The organism is Agathobaculum sp., assembly GCF_034098985.1.
In the GTDB taxonomy this organism is placed as follows: Bacteria; Bacillota; Clostridia; order Oscillospirales; family Butyricicoccaceae; genus Agathobaculum.
On the sequence record NZ_JAXEOA010000004.1, the window covers coordinates 118,845 to 133,814 of the forward strand.

Sequence of the window (14,970 nt, forward strand, 5' to 3'; positions counted from 1 at the left end):
GAATAGTGAACCTTATCCAGAGCGGTGGAGGGAACGGCCCGATGAAACCCGGCAACCTGCGGTAAAAATGATCCGTAAGGTGCCAAATCCGGCGTAGAAACACGAAAGATGAGGGAGCAAATGTACAAAACAGGCTCCCGAACGGGAGCTTTTTTCATGCTCAGAACAGAAAGGAAGAGGGACAATGGCACATCATCTTTTCACCTCCGAATCGGTCACCGAAGGCCATCCGGACAAGATCTGCGATCAGATCTCGGACGCAATTCTTGACGAAATCTTAACGCACGACCCCTATGCGCGCGTGGCCTGCGAGACCACCTGCACGACCGGCATGGTGTCGGTCATGGGGGAGATTTCGACCACCTGCTATGTGGACATCCCGAAGATCGTGCGCGACACTGTGCGTGAGATCGGCTATGACCGCGCGAAATATGGCTTCGACTGCGACACCTGCGCGGTGTTGACTTCGATTGACGAGCAGTCGCCTGATATCGCTTTGGGTGTGGACAATTCGCTCGAACGCAAGGAGGGCGCCTCCGAGGCCGACCTTGCAATCGGCGCGGGCGACCAGGGCATGATGTTTGGCTACGCGTGCGACGAGACGGACGAGCTGATGCCGCTGCCCATCTCGCTCGCCCACCGTTTGGCCGAGCGCCTGTCCGAGGTGCGCAAAAACGGCATGTTTGACTATCTGCGGCCGGACGGCAAGACCCAGGTCACGGTCGAGTATGATGAGGAGAACCAGCCGGTGCGCGTGGACACGGTCGTGCTCTCCACCCAGCACAGCCCCGAGGTTTCGCTCCAGCAGATCCGGAAAGATATGGTCGAGCAGGTCGTGAAGCCCATCGTGCCCCCGCATCTGCTGGATGAAAAAACCAAGTATTACATCAACCCCACGGGCCGCTTCGTCATCGGCGGGCCGCAGGGCGACTCGGGCCTGACCGGCCGCAAGATCATCGTCGATTCCTATGGCGGCATCGGCCGACACGGCGGCGGCGCGTTTTCGGGCAAGGACCCGACCAAGGTAGACCGTTCGGCGGCCTATGCCGCGCGCTGGGTCGCGAAGAACATCGTGGCCGCCGGGCTTGCCAAACGCTGCGAATTGCAGCTCGCCTATGCCATCGGCGTGGCCGAGCCGGTATCGGTCATGGTCGAGACGTTCGGCACGGGCACGGTGGACGAGGGCAAATTGTCCGAGGCCGTCCGCCGCGTGTTCGATCTGCGCCCGGCCGCCATCATCGAGGCGCTCGACCTGCGAAAGCCCATTTACAAAAAACTCGCCGCTTATGGACATATGGGCCGCGAGGAGCTTGGCGTCAAATGGGAGCAGACGGACAAGGCCGACGCGCTCTGCGCCGCCGTGCAGGAATAAGTACACAAGCGCCGCCGTTTTCGGCGGCGCTTTTTTGTTGACTTCAACAGGGAAACCGGCTATGCTAAAGATAACAAAAGAACAGGGAGGCTGATGGAAATGCAGGTAATTGAAAACGGGCAGTTCCGTGTGGAGATCAACGAGTTTGGCGCCGAGCTTACCTCGATGAAAAGCAAAAAGGACGGCACCGAGTATGTCTGGAAAGGCGACCCGGCGGCGTGGAAGCGCCACGCGCCGATTTTGTTCCCCATCGTCGGACGGCTCAAGGACAAATCCTATACTGTCGGCGGAAAGAAATATGAGATCACCCAGCACGGCTTTGCGCGCGACCTGCCTTTTGAAGCGGTCAAGCTGAGCGATACCGCGGTTGAATTTGTTTTGAAGCCCAGCGAATACACCAAGAATATGTATCCGTTTGACTTTGTATTCACCGTGCGCTACACGCTGGACGGTGCGATGCTCAAAAAAGAGCATATCACTTCAAACCCGGGTGCGGAAGACCTGTATTACGAGGTCGGCGGGCACGACGCTTACGCGCTCTGCCTTTGCTCAGGCGAAAGCATCACCGATTATTTCGTTGAGTTTGAGGGCACGGAGGCGCTGCATCCGGTGCTGACGGATGAAAACGTGTTTCTTTCGCAGGATCACGGCGAGCTGCCGCTGCAAAACGGCTGCCTGCCGATCACGCGGCACACCTTTCAGGACGACGCGATGATTTTTGACGATCTGCCGGTGCGCCGCGCGTCGATCGGATGCGTGAAAAACAGCAAGCGCGTGACGATGGATTTTTCCGATTTCCCATATTTCGCGCTGTGGAGCCCGTATAAGGATTTCGACGTGCCGTTCGTCTGCCTAGAGCCGTGGAGCACGCTGCCGGACGGCGGCTATCTCGATTACGCGCTTGAACACAAGGTCGGCGTGCGCGTACTCCAGCCGGGCGCTGAGGAAACGCTCACCTACACCGTGACCATCGTAGACTGATCTGGAAGATGCCGCCGGACGCATGTCCGGCGGCTTTCTTGCATATTCCGAGAAATTTTGCCGCACACTACTTGACAAATAGCCCCGCCCTGCCGTATACTGACAGCAGAAACACCCCCTCTCCGGGGGAGGGATTAAGGAGTGAACCCATGAAACAGCAATTTCGCGTCGGCGGCATGAGCTGCGCGGCGTGTTCGTCCCACGTGGAAAAGAGTGTGTCCGCGCTCCCGGGCGTGCGGCTTGCGCAGGTCAACCTGCTCGCGGGCAGCATGACGGTCGAGTACGACGAGACCGGGTGCGATGAAGCGAAAATTATCGCGGCGGTCGAGCACGGCGGTTATACCGCGTCGGTCAAGACCGCGGAAAACGATACCCCGGCAAACGCCCCCGATGCGGACGACGGCCTGCGGGAAATGAAAAGGCGTATCCTAATTTCGTCCGTGTTCCTCATCGCGCTGATGTATTTTTCCATGGGGCCGATGGTCGGGCTGCCCATGCCGCCGTTTGTCAGCGGCATCAAGCAGGCGTTCATGCTCACGCTGATCCAGCTCGTGCTGACGCTGCCGATCGTTTTTGTCAACTATAAATATTACACCAACGGCTTCAAAACACTGTTTCGCGGCGCGCCGACCATGGACGCGCTGATCGCGGTCGGCTCGGGTGCGGCGCTCGTTTATGGTATCTACGCGCTGTTCGCAATCGGGAGCGCGTCCGCCGCGGGCGACACGCAGACCGTGCACACGCTAGCCCACGATCTGTATTTTGAGTCGGCGGGCATGATTTTAACGCTCGTCACGCTGGGCAAGTATTTTGAAGCGCGCGCCAAGCGCAAGACCGGCGAAGCCATCGCGGCGCTCATGGACCTGCGCCCGCAGACGGCGACGGTCAAACGCGGCGGCGAGGAGGTCAGCATCCCGGTCGAGGACGTGCAGGTGGGCGATCTGGTGGTCGTGCGCGGCGGGCAGTCCGTGCCGGTGGACGGCGAGATCGTCGAGGGCCGCGCGGCGCTCGACGAAAGCGCGCTGACGGGCGAGAGTATGCCGGTCGAAAAAGGCAAGGGCGACGTGGTCATCGGCGCGACGGTCAGCAAAAACGGCTATTTTGTTATGAAAGCCTCGCGCGTCGGGGACGATACGACGCTGTCGCAGATCATCCGCCTGGTGGAGGAAGCGGGCGCGAGCAAGGCGCCGATCGCCAAACTGGCAGACAAGGTGGCCGGGGTATTTGTGCCGGTCGTGCTGGTTCTCGCGGCGCTCACCGCGGCGGTCTGGCTTCTCTTGGGGCAGACGGGCAGCTTTGCGCTCACCCGTGCGATCGCGGTGCTCGTCATTTCCTGCCCGTGCGCGCTTGGGCTTGCCACGCCGGTCGCGATCATGGTCGGTACGGGCGTGGGCGCGCGAAACGGCGTGCTGTTCCAGTCGGCCGAGGCGCTGGAAAACCTGCACGGCGTGCAGTCGGTTATTTTGGATAAAACGGGCACGGTCACCGAGGGGCGTCCGGTCGTGACGGATATTCAGCCGCTCGGCGTTGATCAGGACGACCTGCTGTCGCTCGCGCTGTCGCTCGAGGAGAAATCCGAGCATCCGCTGGCGGACGCCATCGTGCGCTATGCGCGCAGCCAAGGCGCGAAAGAGCGGGAAACGGTGGACTTTACCGCGACCGAGGGACAGGGCATCTCGGCAACCGTCGACGGCGTGCCCTGCATGGCGGGCAACCGCAGGATGCTGCTGGCAAACGGCCTTGTGCTGCCGCGCGGCGCGCAGGAGACGGGCGAACGCTTTGCCGCCGAAGGCAAGACGCCGCTGTTTTTTGCGGCGAACCGCCAGGTGGTCGGTATTTTTGCTGTGGCGGACGTGGTTAAACCCACCTCGCGCGCGGCTATCGATCTGATGCGCGGCCTTGGCGTCGAGGTGACGCTGCTGACCGGCGATAACCGCGTGACCGCCGAAGCGATCGCAAAGCAGCTCGGGATCGACAACGTGGTGGCCGAGGTGCTGCCGCAGGACAAGGAAAAAGCCGTGCGTGAAAAGCAGGCGGAGGGCAAAAAGGTCGCCATGATCGGCGACGGTATCAACGATGCGCCCGCGCTCGCGCGCGCCGACGTGGGCATCGCCATCGGCGCGGGCACCGACGTTGCCATATCGTCCGCCGACGTGGTGCTGATGAAGAGCGACCTTGTCGACGCGGTGGACGCGATCCGCCTGTCGCGCCAAACGCTGCGCAATATCAAGCAAAACCTGTTCTGGGCGTTTTTCTACAATGTGATCGGCATTCCGCTCGCGGCGGGCGTGCTGTGGATTCCGCTGGGCCTCAAGCTCAGCCCGATGTTCGCGGCGGCCGCGATGAGCCTGAGTTCTGTTTGCGTGGTATCAAACGCGCTGAGACTGAAATTTTTTGCGGCGACGCCGCGGCCGGAGTCGGGTGAGCCGCTGATTGTCGTACAAAAGGAGGAAAGAAAAACGATGACAAAGGTAATGAGGATCGAGGGCATGATGTGCGCGCACTGTTCGGGACGGGTGCGCGAGGCGCTGGAGCAGCTGGGCGTTACTGCCGAGGTGAGCCATGAGAGCGGCACGGCCATCGTGCAGGGCGCGCTGCCGGATGACAAAACACTGTCCGGCGCGGTCGAGCAGGCGGGCTACAAGGTCGTGAGCATCGAATGAGGGCGGAGCGGAAAAAGGTCGAGCCGCTGCTGCGTACCGCGCGCGGCCAGCTCGACGGTGTGCTGAAAATGATCGAGGACGACCGCTACTGCATGGATATCGTCATTCAATTGCAGGCGGTCGAATCGCTGGTGCACAAGGCCCAGCGCGAGGTGCTGCGCGCGCACCTCGCGGGCTGCGTGCAGGAGGCGTTCGAGATGGGCGACGAGCAGGCCCGGGAGCAGAAGCTGGATGAGATCATCAAACTGCTCGATAAGCAATGACGGCGCGTCTGCCGTCCCGCCTTGAACCCGCGCAGGACGCTTCCGAGTTGCTCGCGCGCGCCGAGCGGGAGGAACGGGCGGTCGAGGGCGTACATATCCGGGACGCCGACCTGTCGGACAGCCGCTTTTTCGGGCTGCGCTTTCGCGGCGTGGTGCTGGAAAACTGCCGGATGACCGGCTGCCGCTGGGAACACGCCGACTTTATGGACGTGGTGCTGCGGCACTGCGACCTGTCGAACAGCGACTTCCGGGACGGCTATTTTGAGCGGGTCTCGCTGGACAGCTGCAAGGCGGTCGGCGCGAATTTCCCGGAAGCGAGCTTCAGGCAGGCCGAGGTGGCCGATTGTGCACTGTCCTATGCAGGCTTTGACCGCGCGGTGCTGCGCGACACGGTATTTTCGCGCACCGACCTCAGCTTCGCCGCGCTAACCGAATGCACATGGAAACGGGTCGCCTTTGAGCAGACCAGTTTCCGCGGCGCGAGCGTGCTGCACACACCGCTCGCGGGGCTGGATCTGACCACCTGTGATTTGGACAGCCTTGCGGCTTCGGATACCAATCAGGAGCTGCGCGGCGCGGTCGTGACCGCGATGCAGGCGGCAGAACTAGCAAAACGGCTCGGCCTGATCGTCAGGGATTAAAAAACGCCCCGTTCGGGGCGTTTTTTCAGCTGAGAATGGTTTTGAGCGCGTCAGTGAGCCGCGCCATCTGCGCGTCGGTGCCAACGGTGATGCGCAGGTAGTTATCGATGCGCGGCAGATCAAAATAGCGGACAAAGATATTTTGCGCGCGCAGTGCTTCAAACAGTTCGGCGGCGTTTTTTTGCGGATGCGTGGCAAACAGGAAGTTGGCCTGCGAGGGCAAAATGGAAAACCCGAGCGCGCGCAGCGCTTCGGCGGAGGCTTCGCGGGTGTCCATTACTTGCTTGCAGGTTTTCCGGAAATACGCGTCGTCTTCGACTGAGGCCGCCGCGGCCTCGATGGCGACTGCGTCAAGCGTGTAGGAGTTATAGGAGTTTTTGACCGCCTCGAGCGTCCCGATCAGCGTTTCCGACCCGAACGCCCAGCCAACGCGCAGTCCTGCGAGCGAGCGGGACTTGCTGGCGGTCTGCACAATGAGCAGGTTTTCGTATTTGGGGAGGAGCGACACCGCGCTTTCTGCGCCGAAATCGACGTATGCCTCGTCGATGATGACGACGCAGTCGGCATTGTGGCGGAGGATGTCCTCGAGCAGGGCAAGCGGCTCGCCGATGCCGGTCGGTGCGTTGGGGTTGGGCAGCAGCACGCCGCCGCTTCGCCGGTCGAACGCACGCGGGTTGACGCGGAAATCCGCTCCCAGCGGCACGGTCTCGTACGGCACGCGGAACAGCCCACACCACACCGGATAAAACGAATAGGTAATATCAGGATATAGGATGGGCTGATCCGAGCAGAAAAACGACTGGAAAGCGAGCGCCAGCACATCGTCCGACCCGTTGCCGACAAACACCTGCGACGCTTTCAGCCCGTTTTGCGCCGCGAGCGCGTTTTTGAGGCGGTGGGCGTTCGCGTCCGGATAGAACGCGAGCGTGGCGGCGTCGAAATCCCGTAGCGCTGCCGCCACGCGGGGCGAGGGCGGATAGGGGTTCTCGTTGGCGTTTAGCTTGATGCGTCCGGCGCATTGCGGCTGCTCGCCCGGCACATAGGAGGCGATTTTGCGCAGCTTGTCCGCAAATGGTTTGTTCATGGGGGATTCCACCTTTTCGTCAGCGTTATCATTTGTTTCATAGTTTATCACGATAAAATATGAAAGTCAATTGTTTTCTCATATAGAATATGCTATGATTTTATCACAAGTGCTGCAAAGAGGAAAGGAGGCGGTTTCCGGATGTATCAACCTCTGGCCGACCGGCTGCGCCCGAAAACGCTGGACGACGTGGTGGGACAAACGCATCTGCTGGGCGAAAATGGGCTTTTGCGCCGTGTCATCGAGTCGGGCAGCATTCCCAATATGATTTTTTACGGCCCGTCCGGCGTGGGAAAGACCACGGTCGCGTCCATTATTGCGGCGCGTACCGAGCGAAAGCTGTACCATTTGAACGCGACGACCTCGGGCATTGCCGATATCAAGGCGGTCATCGACGAGCTGGACACGTTCCTCGCGCCAAACGGCGCGCTCGTCTATCTGGACGAGATCCAGTATTTCAACAAAAAACAGCAGCAGAGCCTTTTAGAGTTTATTGAGACCGGCAAAATGACGCTGATCGCCTCGACCACCGAAAACCCCTATTTCTATATCTACAACGCTATTTTGAGCCGGTGCACGGTGTTTGAGTTTAAGCCGGTCGAGCCGCGCGACGTGGAGCGGGCGGTGCACCGGGCGATCGCGGCCGCGCGGGAGGGCAGGGACTTTCCCGTGGAGGACGGTGTGGCCGCCCATATTGCGCAGGCATGCGGCGGGGATGTGCGCAAGGCGCTCGGCGCGGTCGAGCTGCTTGCCCTTGGCGCGGGGGCGGACGGCGTGACGCTCGCGGACGCGAAGCAGGCCGCGCAGCGCTCCAACATGCGCTACGACCGGGACGGCGACAGCCACTATGATATCCTGTCCGCGCTGCAAAAGTCGATCCGAGGTTCCGACCCGGACGCGGCGCTGCATTATCTCGCGCGGCTTCTGGAGGCGGGCGATATGATCTCCGCCGCGCGCCGTCTGCTGGTCATCGCGGCGGAGGACGTGGGGCTGGCCTATCCCCAGTGCATGCCGATCGTCAAGGCGTGTGTGGACAGCGCGTTCCAGCTCGGCCTGCCCGAGGCGCGCATTCCGCTGGCCGAAGCCGTCCTCCTGATGGCGACCGCGCCCAAATCCAATTCCGCAGCCGCGGCGGTCGAAAAGGCGTTCGCCGACGTGCAGGCCGGGAAAACCGGCGACATCCCCGCCCATATCAAGGACGCGCACTACGGCGGCGCGGCCAAGATGGGGCGCGGGCTGACCTATCGGTTCCCGCACGACTACCCGAACCATTGGGTTAAGCAGTCCTATCTGCCGGAGGAGCTTGCGGACGCGCGTTATTACGAATACGGCCCGAACAAGACCGAGCAGGCCGCGCGCGCCTATTGGGACAAGGTAAAAGGGCAATGAGAAAAGGGAGGGTCAAGGCCCTCCCTTTTGCGCGGTGTTCAGAACTCGGTCGCGATGTATTTCCGGTCGCAACAGTCCGGGGTATACACCCATTCCGCAAGCCGGCCCTCGGTGATGAAGTATTTTGGCGGCTGAGGCGGCTCGCGTGCGCCAAGCACGTCGATGACGGTCAGCTTGATCTTCATGCGTGCCGGCAAAATGGATTTGATAAACACCGACACCGTATCGCCGACCGCGAGGTCGCCCCGCGGCTCGGCAAGGCCGGACAGGTTGGGCGCAAGCTCGATAAACACGCCGTAGGGCTCGATGGAGCGGACAATGCCGCGCACGGTCTCACCCGGTGAAAACAGCGCGGCGTTCTGTTCCCATGTGCCGAGCAGCTCGCGGTGGGTCAGCGTGACACGGCGGCTTTCCTGGTCGACCGCGCGCACGGCGGCGAAAATCTCCTGCCCCACGGCGAGCCGGTCGCGCGGGTGGAAGATGCGTGAAACCGAGAGGTTTTCAATGCCGATGAGCGAGGCCACGCCGCAGCCAATATCGACAAACGCGCCGAACGGCTCGAGATGGGTGACGCGCGCGGGGATGATATCGCCCGGCTCGAGCGTTTCGAGCAGGAAATCCTGCGCGCGGCGCTGCGCCGCCGTGCGCGACAGGCGCGCGAGCGGGGGAGAGACCGATTCATCGAGCGAAACGACGCAGAAGCAGGTCGGCTTGCCGACACGGGAAAGGATCGCGATCTCGCGGGTCTCGCCCTCGGCGATGCCGAGCGCGCAGGCTTCGCGCGGCATAAAGCCCTGCGCCGGGCCGAGGTCGAACGTCAGGTCGTGATCGGCTGTGCAGCGCAGGGCGGTCGCTTCCAAAATAGTCCCCTCCTCGATGGCCTGTTTGATGCCATCCAGGGACTGGAGCGCCGCGCGGGTCGTTTCCAATGCTTCGATGCTGCCCTCGGGCAGATAGCGTTCGCTTGTTTTCATAAAAAGCCGTGCCTCCTTTGAGATCACTGTCACTATATGTGATTTCGGCTTTGAATAGCACCGCAGGATGTGGTATCATAGAAAGAAAGGCAAGGGAGTGACCGTATGGACGTTCGTCTGAACGATATCCTCATTATGAAAAAGCCGCACCCGTGCGGCAGCAGCCGCTGGAAGGTGCTTCGCACCGGCATGGATTTTAGGATGAAGTGCGAGGGCTGCGGGCACGAGGTGATGCTGCCGCGGAGCAAGGCGGAAAAAAACATCCGGCACATTGAACGGGAGGGGACAAACGTATGCTGATCGACGGCAAACAGATGCATTTGCAAATCAGGAAAGGCGACGTGGGACGCTATGTCATCCTGCCGGGCGATCCCGGCCGCTGTGAAAAGATCGCAAAATATTTCGACGGAGCCAAACAAATTGCCTCGAACCGCGAATACACGGTCTTTACCGGAACGCTTTCCGGCGTGCCGGTCGCCGTGTGCTCGACCGGTATCGGCGGGCCGAGCGCGGCGATCGCGCTGGAGGAGCTGGTCGAGTGCGGCGCGGACACGTTTATCCGCGTGGGCACGTCGGGCGGCATTGTCGATGAGGTGAAAGGCGGCGACGTGGTCATCGCAACCGCGGCCATCCGGCAGGAGGGCACGAGCCGCGAATACCTGCCCATTGAGTTCCCGGCGGCGGCGAGCTTCGAGGTCGTTTCCGCACTGCGGGACGCGGCGAAAACGCTGGACTACCGCCATCACGTCGGCGTGATCCAGTCGAAAGACAGCTTTTATGGCGAGATACGCCCGCAGCGGCAGGCGGTGGCCGAAGAGCTGCTCGCCAAATGGAAAGCGTGGAAAGCAGCGGGCGCGCTGACGAGCGAAATGGAAACAGCTGCTCTTTTCATCGTGTCGCAGGTGCTGCATGTGCGCTGCGGCTCGGTTTTAAACGTTTTGTGGAACGCCGATAACGACGACGCGCCGAATATCCCGCCCGACGCGAGCGAACGGGGCGTGAGGATCGCGGTTGAAGCGCTGCGGATTTTGATTGCGGAGGATAACGCACAGACATGACGACAAGAGAAAACGACCTGGGCCGCGATCCGGTAGGCCCCTTATTATTGCGCCTCGCGCTGCCGACCATCTGCGCGCAGGTGGTGAACCTTTTATACAACCTGGTCGACCGTGTGTATATCGGCCGTCTGCCCGATACGGCAGCGCTGACGGGCATGGGCGTCACATTCCCGGTCATCACGCTCATTTCGGCGTTCGCCGCGCTGATCGGCATGGGCGGCGCGCCGCGGGCGTCGATCGCGCTGGGCGCGGGCGAGCACGAGAAAGCCGAGCGCACGCTCGGCACCTGCACGGGTGCGATGTGGCTGCTGTCCATCGCGCTGACGGGCGCGTTTTTGCTTTGGCAGGAGCCGCTTTTGCGGCTGTTCGGCGCGTCGGACGCCACACTGCCGTATGCGATGAGCTACTTAAATATTTATGTGCTGGGCACAGTCTTTGTCATGAGCGCGCTCGGGCTCAACGGCTTTATTACGGCGCAGGGCAAGTCCTCGGTTGCGATGAAGACCGTGCTCATCGGCGCGGGGCTGAACGTCGTGCTCGACCCGATCTTTATTTTCGGGTTCCACATGGGCGTGCGCGGCGCTGCGATCGCAACGGTCATCTCGCAGGGCGTGTCCGCCGTGTGGGTGGTCAAGTTTCTGGCGAGTGAAAAGAGTACGCTGCGGCTTCGCAAGGCCTATCTGAAGCCTGACCGCCGGCTTCTGCTGCCCGCGATCGCGCTTGGCGCGTCGCCGTTCGTCATGCAGTCGACCGAGAGCCTGCTCACCATCACCTTTAACCGCTCGCTGCTGCACTACGGCGGCGATATTGCGGTCGGCGCGATGACCATCCTCACCTCGGTCATGCAGATCATGCAGATGCCGCTCATGGGGCTCGCGCAGGGCGCGCAGCCGATTTTGAGCTATAATCTGGGCGCGCGCAAGCCCGACCGGATGAAGCAGTGCGTGAAATACATGGTATCGTCGGCGTTCGTGTTCGCGGGGCTGATCTGGCTGTGCGTCATGCTGTTCCCGGCGACTATCGCAAGCTTTTTTGCGAGCGACCAGGCGCTGATCGAAAAAGCGGCATGGGCCATGCGCATCTATCTGGCGGTCGGCTTTACATCGGCGTTCCAGTGGGGCTTCCAGCAGGCGTTTATCTCGCTGGGGGAGGCCAAGGTGTCGCTGTTCCTCGCATTGCTGCGTAAGATCATCCTGCTGATCCCGCTGATTTTGATTTTGCCGCAGATATTATCGGACCAGCTTTTCGCCGTGTTTCTGGCCGAGCCGGTCGCGGATTTTCTCGCGGCGGCGACAACGACGACGCTGTTTGCTATCCGGTTCCGGCAGATTACAAAAGAACTGCAAAAGGAAAACACCGTGGAATGATCCACGGTGTTTTTTCGTACTCCCTCAGCGTTCACAGGGGTATATCGTCTCCCTCCGCCGCATAGGATGATTTGAGGCAAAGGAGGCGGAGAACATGACGGGAAGACGGCCGGTGCGCAAGCGCGGCGGCGGGGGCAAGGGCATGCTGATATGCATGCTGCTGATTATCGGGCTGTTTGTGCTGAAATATGCGGATATGCCGTTCGCACGCGCCGCGCGTGAAAAGGCGGCCGAGGTGTTCAGCGGTTCGCTGAGCTTCGATAAGGTGCTGGCGGCGTTCGGCGGCGAAGAGCAGAACGGCGGCACGGAGGACGTGTTTTATCCGCAAAACGCGGCGGCAAAACCGGGCAAGCCCACCATTGCGGCCGAGGATGGGCAGTACGCCTCCTCGTCCGGGGGGGCGGACGATATCATCGGGCGCGAGAAAACGCTGTTCCCCGACACGGTCGACGAAACGGTCTATCCGATGGAGTTCGACCACAAGCAGCCGGCGGACGGCACGCTGACCTCGGATTTCGGCAGCCGGTTAAGCCCGATCACCGGGCAGCCCGGCTTCCACTATGGGCTGGACATCGCGGCGGACGAGGGCGTGCCGATCGGCGCGTTCGCGGACGGTACGGTGCGCGAGGTTGGGGAATCGAGCTATGGCAAATACCTGATTATCGACCATGACGACGGCTTTACCACCCTATACGCGCATTGCAGCAGCATTTCGGCCAAGGTGGGGGATGAGGTCAAATGCGGCGGCGAGATCGCGCGCGTCGGGCAGACGGGCAACGCGACCGGGCCACACCTGCATCTGGAATTGTGGAAGGACGGCGCGGCGCTCGACCCGTCCGACTATCTGACGGCGGTGTGATGCGGAACCGCCTCGAGGTGCGAGACGGCTTTGTCGTTATCATGGCGGCGCTGTGGTTCGTGGACACGGGCGGCGTGCTGCCCGTGTTTTTGCTGGCGGCGGCGGTGCATGAACTGGGGCACGCGGCGGCGCTTTACGCGCTGGGCGGCCGTCTGCAAAGGCTCACGCTGACCGCGTGCGGGGCGGTCATGCGGTGCCGCCTGCCCGAGGGGTCGTATGCGCGCGCCGCCGTCTGCCTCGCCGGACCCGCGGCGAGCTTTCTTTTGGCCGCGCTCGGTATGCAGCTTTCGTGGTACCGCACCGCGGGCGCGAGCGTGCTGCTCGGGCTGTTCAATCTGCTTCCCATGCCGCCGCTCGACGGCGGCATGGCGCTTTGCCACGCGCTGGACGGCCGCTTGCCGCGTCTGCGCGGGGCAGTGGCGCTTCTCTCCGTATGCCTGCTGTTTGCGGCCGGCATGGCGCTCTTTGCAGGGGGCGGCGGCGTCTGGCTGCTGCTCGTTTCCGTGCTCACCGTGCTCCAAACGGCGAAAAAACTTGCAAAAGGGCGGCTTGCGGTGTAGAATAAAGATAACAACATAGGCAAGCGGGATCGGAGGATTCATGTTTCGAATCGGCGATAAGGTCGTACATCCCATGCACGGCGCGGGCATTATTGAGGACGTGGTCGAACGTACCATCGATGGGGAAAGCGCGAGGTACTATGCCCTGAAGCTGGCGCTGGATGATGTGACGCTGTTTTTGCCTGTGGACAATAGCGAAAAATTGGGCATCCGCCCGGTGTGCAGCGCGAAAGAGGCCAAGAAACTGCTCGACCATTTAGAAGAGCTCGCGCGCAGCGAGGACAAGGGCTGGAACCAGCGCTACCGGGAGAATATGCAGCGCATCCGCTCGGGGGATCTGCTCGAAGTCGGGCAGGTGGTGAAAAACTTGGCCGAGCGCGAACACGAGCGCGGCCTTTCGACCGGCGAAAAGAAAATGCTGGCCTCGGCCAAGCGGATTATTATTTCCGAAGTGGCGTTCTCGCTCAGCATGAGCATGGAGGACGCGGAAAAGCTGATCGACCAAAGGCTTTGCATATAGCAAAGCCTTTTTCTCTGCGGAAAGGAAACCGGTATGTTTTTGAAACGGAAGAAAAAGGAAGCCGTTAAGGCGTGCTGCGCGGTGATCGTCGCGGCGGGCTCGTCGCGGCGCATGGGCGGCGAAAATAAGCTGCTGCTTGACCTTGCCGGCGCGCCCGTGCTGGCGCACACGCTGTCCGCGTTCGAGCATTGCTCAGCGGTGCGCGATATCGTGCTCGTCTGCCGCGAACAGGATATCGTAACGTTTTCGTCGCTCGCCGAGCGCTATGGCATCAGCAAGCTGCGCACGGCTGTGCGCGGCGGCGAAAGCCGGACGGCGTCGGTGCTCGCGGGTGTGCGCGCCTGCCCGGAGGACGCGGAGTTGGTCGCGGTGCACGACGGCGCGCGGCCGCTCGTGTCGGGCGCGGTGATCGCACAGGCGGTCGAGGCGGCGGCGCAGGGCGGCGCGGCAGCCCCGGTGGTCGCGCTCAAGGACAGCATCAAGCGCGTGCGGGACGGCTATATCGAGCAGGACGTGCCGCGCGAGCGCATCGCGGCGGTGCAGACGCCGCAGGTGTTCGGCAAAACGCTGCTGGAACGCGCGCTCACGGCCGCCGCGCGCGAGGGCAAAGCGTTTACCGACGACTGCGCCGCGGTCGAGGCGTTTGGCACGCCCGTCCGCGCAACGCAGGGGGACTATGAAAATATCAAGATCACCACGCCCGAGGATATCCTGCTGGCTGAGGCGATCTTGCAGGGGAGGGAACCCTATTGAGGATCGGGCACGGATATGATGTACACCGTCTGACCGAAGGGCGCAGGCTGATTTTGGGCGGAGTCGAGATCCCGTATGAACGCGGGCTTGACGGGCATTCGGACGCCGACGTGCTGACGCACGCGGTCATGGACGCGCTGCTGGGCGCACTGGCGCTGGGCGACATCGGAAAGCATTTCCCTGATACCGACGAGCGCTACCGCGGCGCGGACAGCATTGCGCTACTTCGCCATGTGGCGGCGCTGATTGCTGAAAACGGCTACCGCCTTGCAAACCTCGACGCGACCGTGCTCGCGCAGGCGCCCAAGCTCGCGCCGCATATCGGGCAAATGCGCGAAAATTTGGCCGCCGCGATCGGGTGCGAGGCTTCGCGTGTGTCGGTCAAGGCGACGACCGAGGAGGGCCTCGGCTTCACCGGCGCGGGGCAGGGCATTGCCGCGCATTGCGTGTGCCTGCTGGAAGAAGTGTAAAAGAAGCGCCGCGGCG

At 62.0% G+C, this 14,970-nt stretch carries 16 protein-coding genes and 1 riboswitch; of the genes, 14 read left to right on the forward strand and 2 right to left on the reverse strand.

Features of this window, described 5'->3' with window-relative positions:
• Positions 1-9 precede the first annotated feature (9 nt).
• Positions 10-115: riboswitch (SAM riboswitch) on the forward strand.
• Positions 116-184: 69 nt separating this feature from the next.
• The 5 genes from metK (at position 185) to SO058_RS01560 (ending at position 5,920) form a co-directional block, all read left to right on the forward strand.
• Complete coding sequence (metK, locus tag SO058_RS01540; RefSeq protein ID WP_320841241.1) at positions 185-1,372, forward strand: methionine adenosyltransferase; 1,188 nt, start codon at positions 185-187, stop codon at positions 1,370-1,372.
• A 99-nt stretch (positions 1,373-1,471) separates the two neighbouring features.
• Positions 1,472-2,353 carry an aldose 1-epimerase family protein gene (locus SO058_RS01545; RefSeq protein ID WP_320841242.1) on the forward strand — a complete coding sequence of 294 codons (882 nt, stop codon included), beginning with the start codon at positions 1,472-1,474 and terminating at the stop codon, positions 2,351-2,353.
• 149 nt (positions 2,354-2,502) lie between these two features.
• Positions 2,503-5,016 carry a heavy metal translocating P-type ATPase gene (locus SO058_RS01550; protein ID WP_320841243.1) on the forward strand — a complete coding sequence of 838 codons (2,514 nt, stop codon included), beginning with the start codon at positions 2,503-2,505 and terminating at the stop codon, positions 5,014-5,016.
• On the forward strand, positions 5,013-5,279 hold the full coding sequence (locus SO058_RS01555) for a metal-sensing transcriptional repressor (RefSeq protein ID WP_320841244.1): 267 nt from the start codon (positions 5,013-5,015) through the stop codon (positions 5,277-5,279). The genes SO058_RS01550 and SO058_RS01555 overlap by 4 nt, the downstream gene beginning before the upstream one ends.
• On the forward strand, positions 5,276-5,920 hold the full coding sequence (locus SO058_RS01560) for a pentapeptide repeat-containing protein (protein WP_320841245.1): 645 nt from the start codon (positions 5,276-5,278) through the stop codon (positions 5,918-5,920). Before SO058_RS01555 ends, SO058_RS01560 begins: the two co-directional genes overlap by 4 nt.
• Positions 5,921-5,945: 25 nt before the next feature.
• On the opposite strand, the gene SO058_RS01565 is transcribed toward SO058_RS01560, so the two are convergent.
• Positions 5,946-7,004 carry a pyridoxal phosphate-dependent aminotransferase gene (locus SO058_RS01565; RefSeq protein ID WP_320841246.1) on the reverse strand — a complete coding sequence of 353 codons (1,059 nt, stop codon included), beginning with the start codon at positions 7,002-7,004 and terminating at the stop codon, positions 5,946-5,948.
• Between the two features lie 141 nt (positions 7,005-7,145).
• On the opposite strand from SO058_RS01565, the gene SO058_RS01570 reads away from it, so the two are divergent.
• The gene (locus SO058_RS01570; protein WP_320841247.1) at positions 7,146-8,393 is read left to right on the forward strand and encodes a replication-associated recombination protein A; all 1,248 of its coding nucleotides are present in this window, start codon (positions 7,146-7,148) and stop codon (positions 8,391-8,393) included.
• 38 nt (positions 8,394-8,431) lie between these two features.
• On the opposite strand, the gene SO058_RS01575 is transcribed toward SO058_RS01570, so the two are convergent.
• Positions 8,432-9,367 carry a S1 RNA-binding domain-containing protein gene (locus tag SO058_RS01575; protein ID WP_320841248.1) on the reverse strand — a complete coding sequence of 312 codons (936 nt, stop codon included), beginning with the start codon at positions 9,365-9,367 and terminating at the stop codon, positions 8,432-8,434.
• Between the two features lie 105 nt (positions 9,368-9,472).
• On the opposite strand from SO058_RS01575, the gene SO058_RS01580 reads away from it, so the two are divergent.
• From SO058_RS01580 to ispF, 8 genes are all read left to right on the forward strand, one after another.
• Positions 9,473-9,667 (forward strand): DUF951 domain-containing protein, encoded by a 195-nt coding sequence (locus SO058_RS01580; RefSeq protein ID WP_320841249.1) that lies wholly within the window; start codon positions 9,473-9,475, stop codon positions 9,665-9,667.
• Entirely contained in the window at positions 9,661-10,425 is a 765-nt protein-coding gene (gene udp / locus SO058_RS01585) for a uridine phosphorylase (protein ID WP_320841250.1), read from the forward strand. The genes SO058_RS01580 and udp overlap by 7 nt, the downstream gene beginning before the upstream one ends.
• Complete coding sequence (locus SO058_RS01590) at positions 10,422-11,792, forward strand: MATE family efflux transporter (RefSeq protein WP_320841251.1); 1,371 nt, start codon at positions 10,422-10,424, stop codon at positions 11,790-11,792. Before udp ends, SO058_RS01590 begins: the two co-directional genes overlap by 4 nt.
• A gap of 94 nt (positions 11,793-11,886) precedes the next feature.
• Positions 11,887-12,651 (forward strand): M23 family metallopeptidase, encoded by a 765-nt coding sequence (locus tag SO058_RS01595; protein ID WP_320841252.1) that lies wholly within the window; start codon positions 11,887-11,889, stop codon positions 12,649-12,651.
• A complete protein-coding gene (locus tag SO058_RS01600) occupies positions 12,651-13,211 on the forward strand; it encodes a metalloprotease (protein WP_320841253.1) in 561 nt (186 codons plus the stop codon). The genes SO058_RS01595 and SO058_RS01600 overlap by 1 nt, the downstream gene beginning before the upstream one ends.
• Positions 13,212-13,251: 40 nt before the next feature.
• Positions 13,252-13,731, forward strand: coding sequence for a CarD family transcriptional regulator (locus tag SO058_RS01605; protein WP_320841254.1), 480 nt, complete (start codon positions 13,252-13,254; stop codon positions 13,729-13,731).
• A 33-nt stretch (positions 13,732-13,764) separates the two neighbouring features.
• The gene (ispD, locus tag SO058_RS01610) at positions 13,765-14,484 is read left to right on the forward strand and encodes a 2-C-methyl-D-erythritol 4-phosphate cytidylyltransferase (protein ID WP_320841255.1); all 720 of its coding nucleotides are present in this window, start codon (positions 13,765-13,767) and stop codon (positions 14,482-14,484) included.
• Positions 14,481-14,954, forward strand: coding sequence for a 2-C-methyl-D-erythritol 2,4-cyclodiphosphate synthase (gene ispF / locus SO058_RS01615; RefSeq protein WP_320841256.1), 474 nt, complete (start codon positions 14,481-14,483; stop codon positions 14,952-14,954). Before ispD ends, ispF begins: the two co-directional genes overlap by 4 nt.
• Positions 14,955-14,970 lie beyond the last annotated feature (16 nt).

Coding starts and splice junctions, on each gene's coding strand:
- metK (WP_320841241.1), top strand. CDS start 185: ATGGCACATCATCTTTTCACCTCCGAATCGGTCACCGAAGGCCATCCG.
- SO058_RS01555 (WP_320841244.1), top strand. CDS start 5,013: ATGAGGGCGGAGCGGAAAAAGGTCGAGCCGCTGCTGCGTACCGCGCGC.
- SO058_RS01550 (WP_320841243.1), top strand. CDS start 2,503: ATGAAACAGCAATTTCGCGTCGGCGGCATGAGCTGCGCGGCGTGTTCG.
- SO058_RS01565 (WP_320841246.1), bottom strand. CDS start 7,004: ATGAACAAACCATTTGCGGACAAGCTGCGCAAAATCGCCTCCTATGTG.
- SO058_RS01600 (WP_320841253.1), top strand. CDS start 12,651: ATGCGGAACCGCCTCGAGGTGCGAGACGGCTTTGTCGTTATCATGGCG.
- SO058_RS01580 (WP_320841249.1), top strand. CDS start 9,473: ATGGACGTTCGTCTGAACGATATCCTCATTATGAAAAAGCCGCACCCG.
- SO058_RS01590 (WP_320841251.1), top strand. CDS start 10,422: ATGACGACAAGAGAAAACGACCTGGGCCGCGATCCGGTAGGCCCCTTA.
- SO058_RS01595 (WP_320841252.1), top strand. CDS start 11,887: ATGACGGGAAGACGGCCGGTGCGCAAGCGCGGCGGCGGGGGCAAGGGC.
- ispD (WP_320841255.1), top strand. CDS start 13,765: ATGTTTTTGAAACGGAAGAAAAAGGAAGCCGTTAAGGCGTGCTGCGCG.
- SO058_RS01560 (WP_320841245.1), top strand. CDS start 5,276: ATGACGGCGCGTCTGCCGTCCCGCCTTGAACCCGCGCAGGACGCTTCC.
- SO058_RS01545 (WP_320841242.1), top strand. CDS start 1,472: ATGCAGGTAATTGAAAACGGGCAGTTCCGTGTGGAGATCAACGAGTTT.
- SO058_RS01575 (WP_320841248.1), bottom strand. CDS start 9,367: ATGAAAACAAGCGAACGCTATCTGCCCGAGGGCAGCATCGAAGCATTG.
- SO058_RS01570 (WP_320841247.1), top strand. CDS start 7,146: ATGTATCAACCTCTGGCCGACCGGCTGCGCCCGAAAACGCTGGACGAC.
- udp (WP_320841250.1), top strand. CDS start 9,661: ATGCTGATCGACGGCAAACAGATGCATTTGCAAATCAGGAAAGGCGAC.
- SO058_RS01605 (WP_320841254.1), top strand. CDS start 13,252: ATGTTTCGAATCGGCGATAAGGTCGTACATCCCATGCACGGCGCGGGC.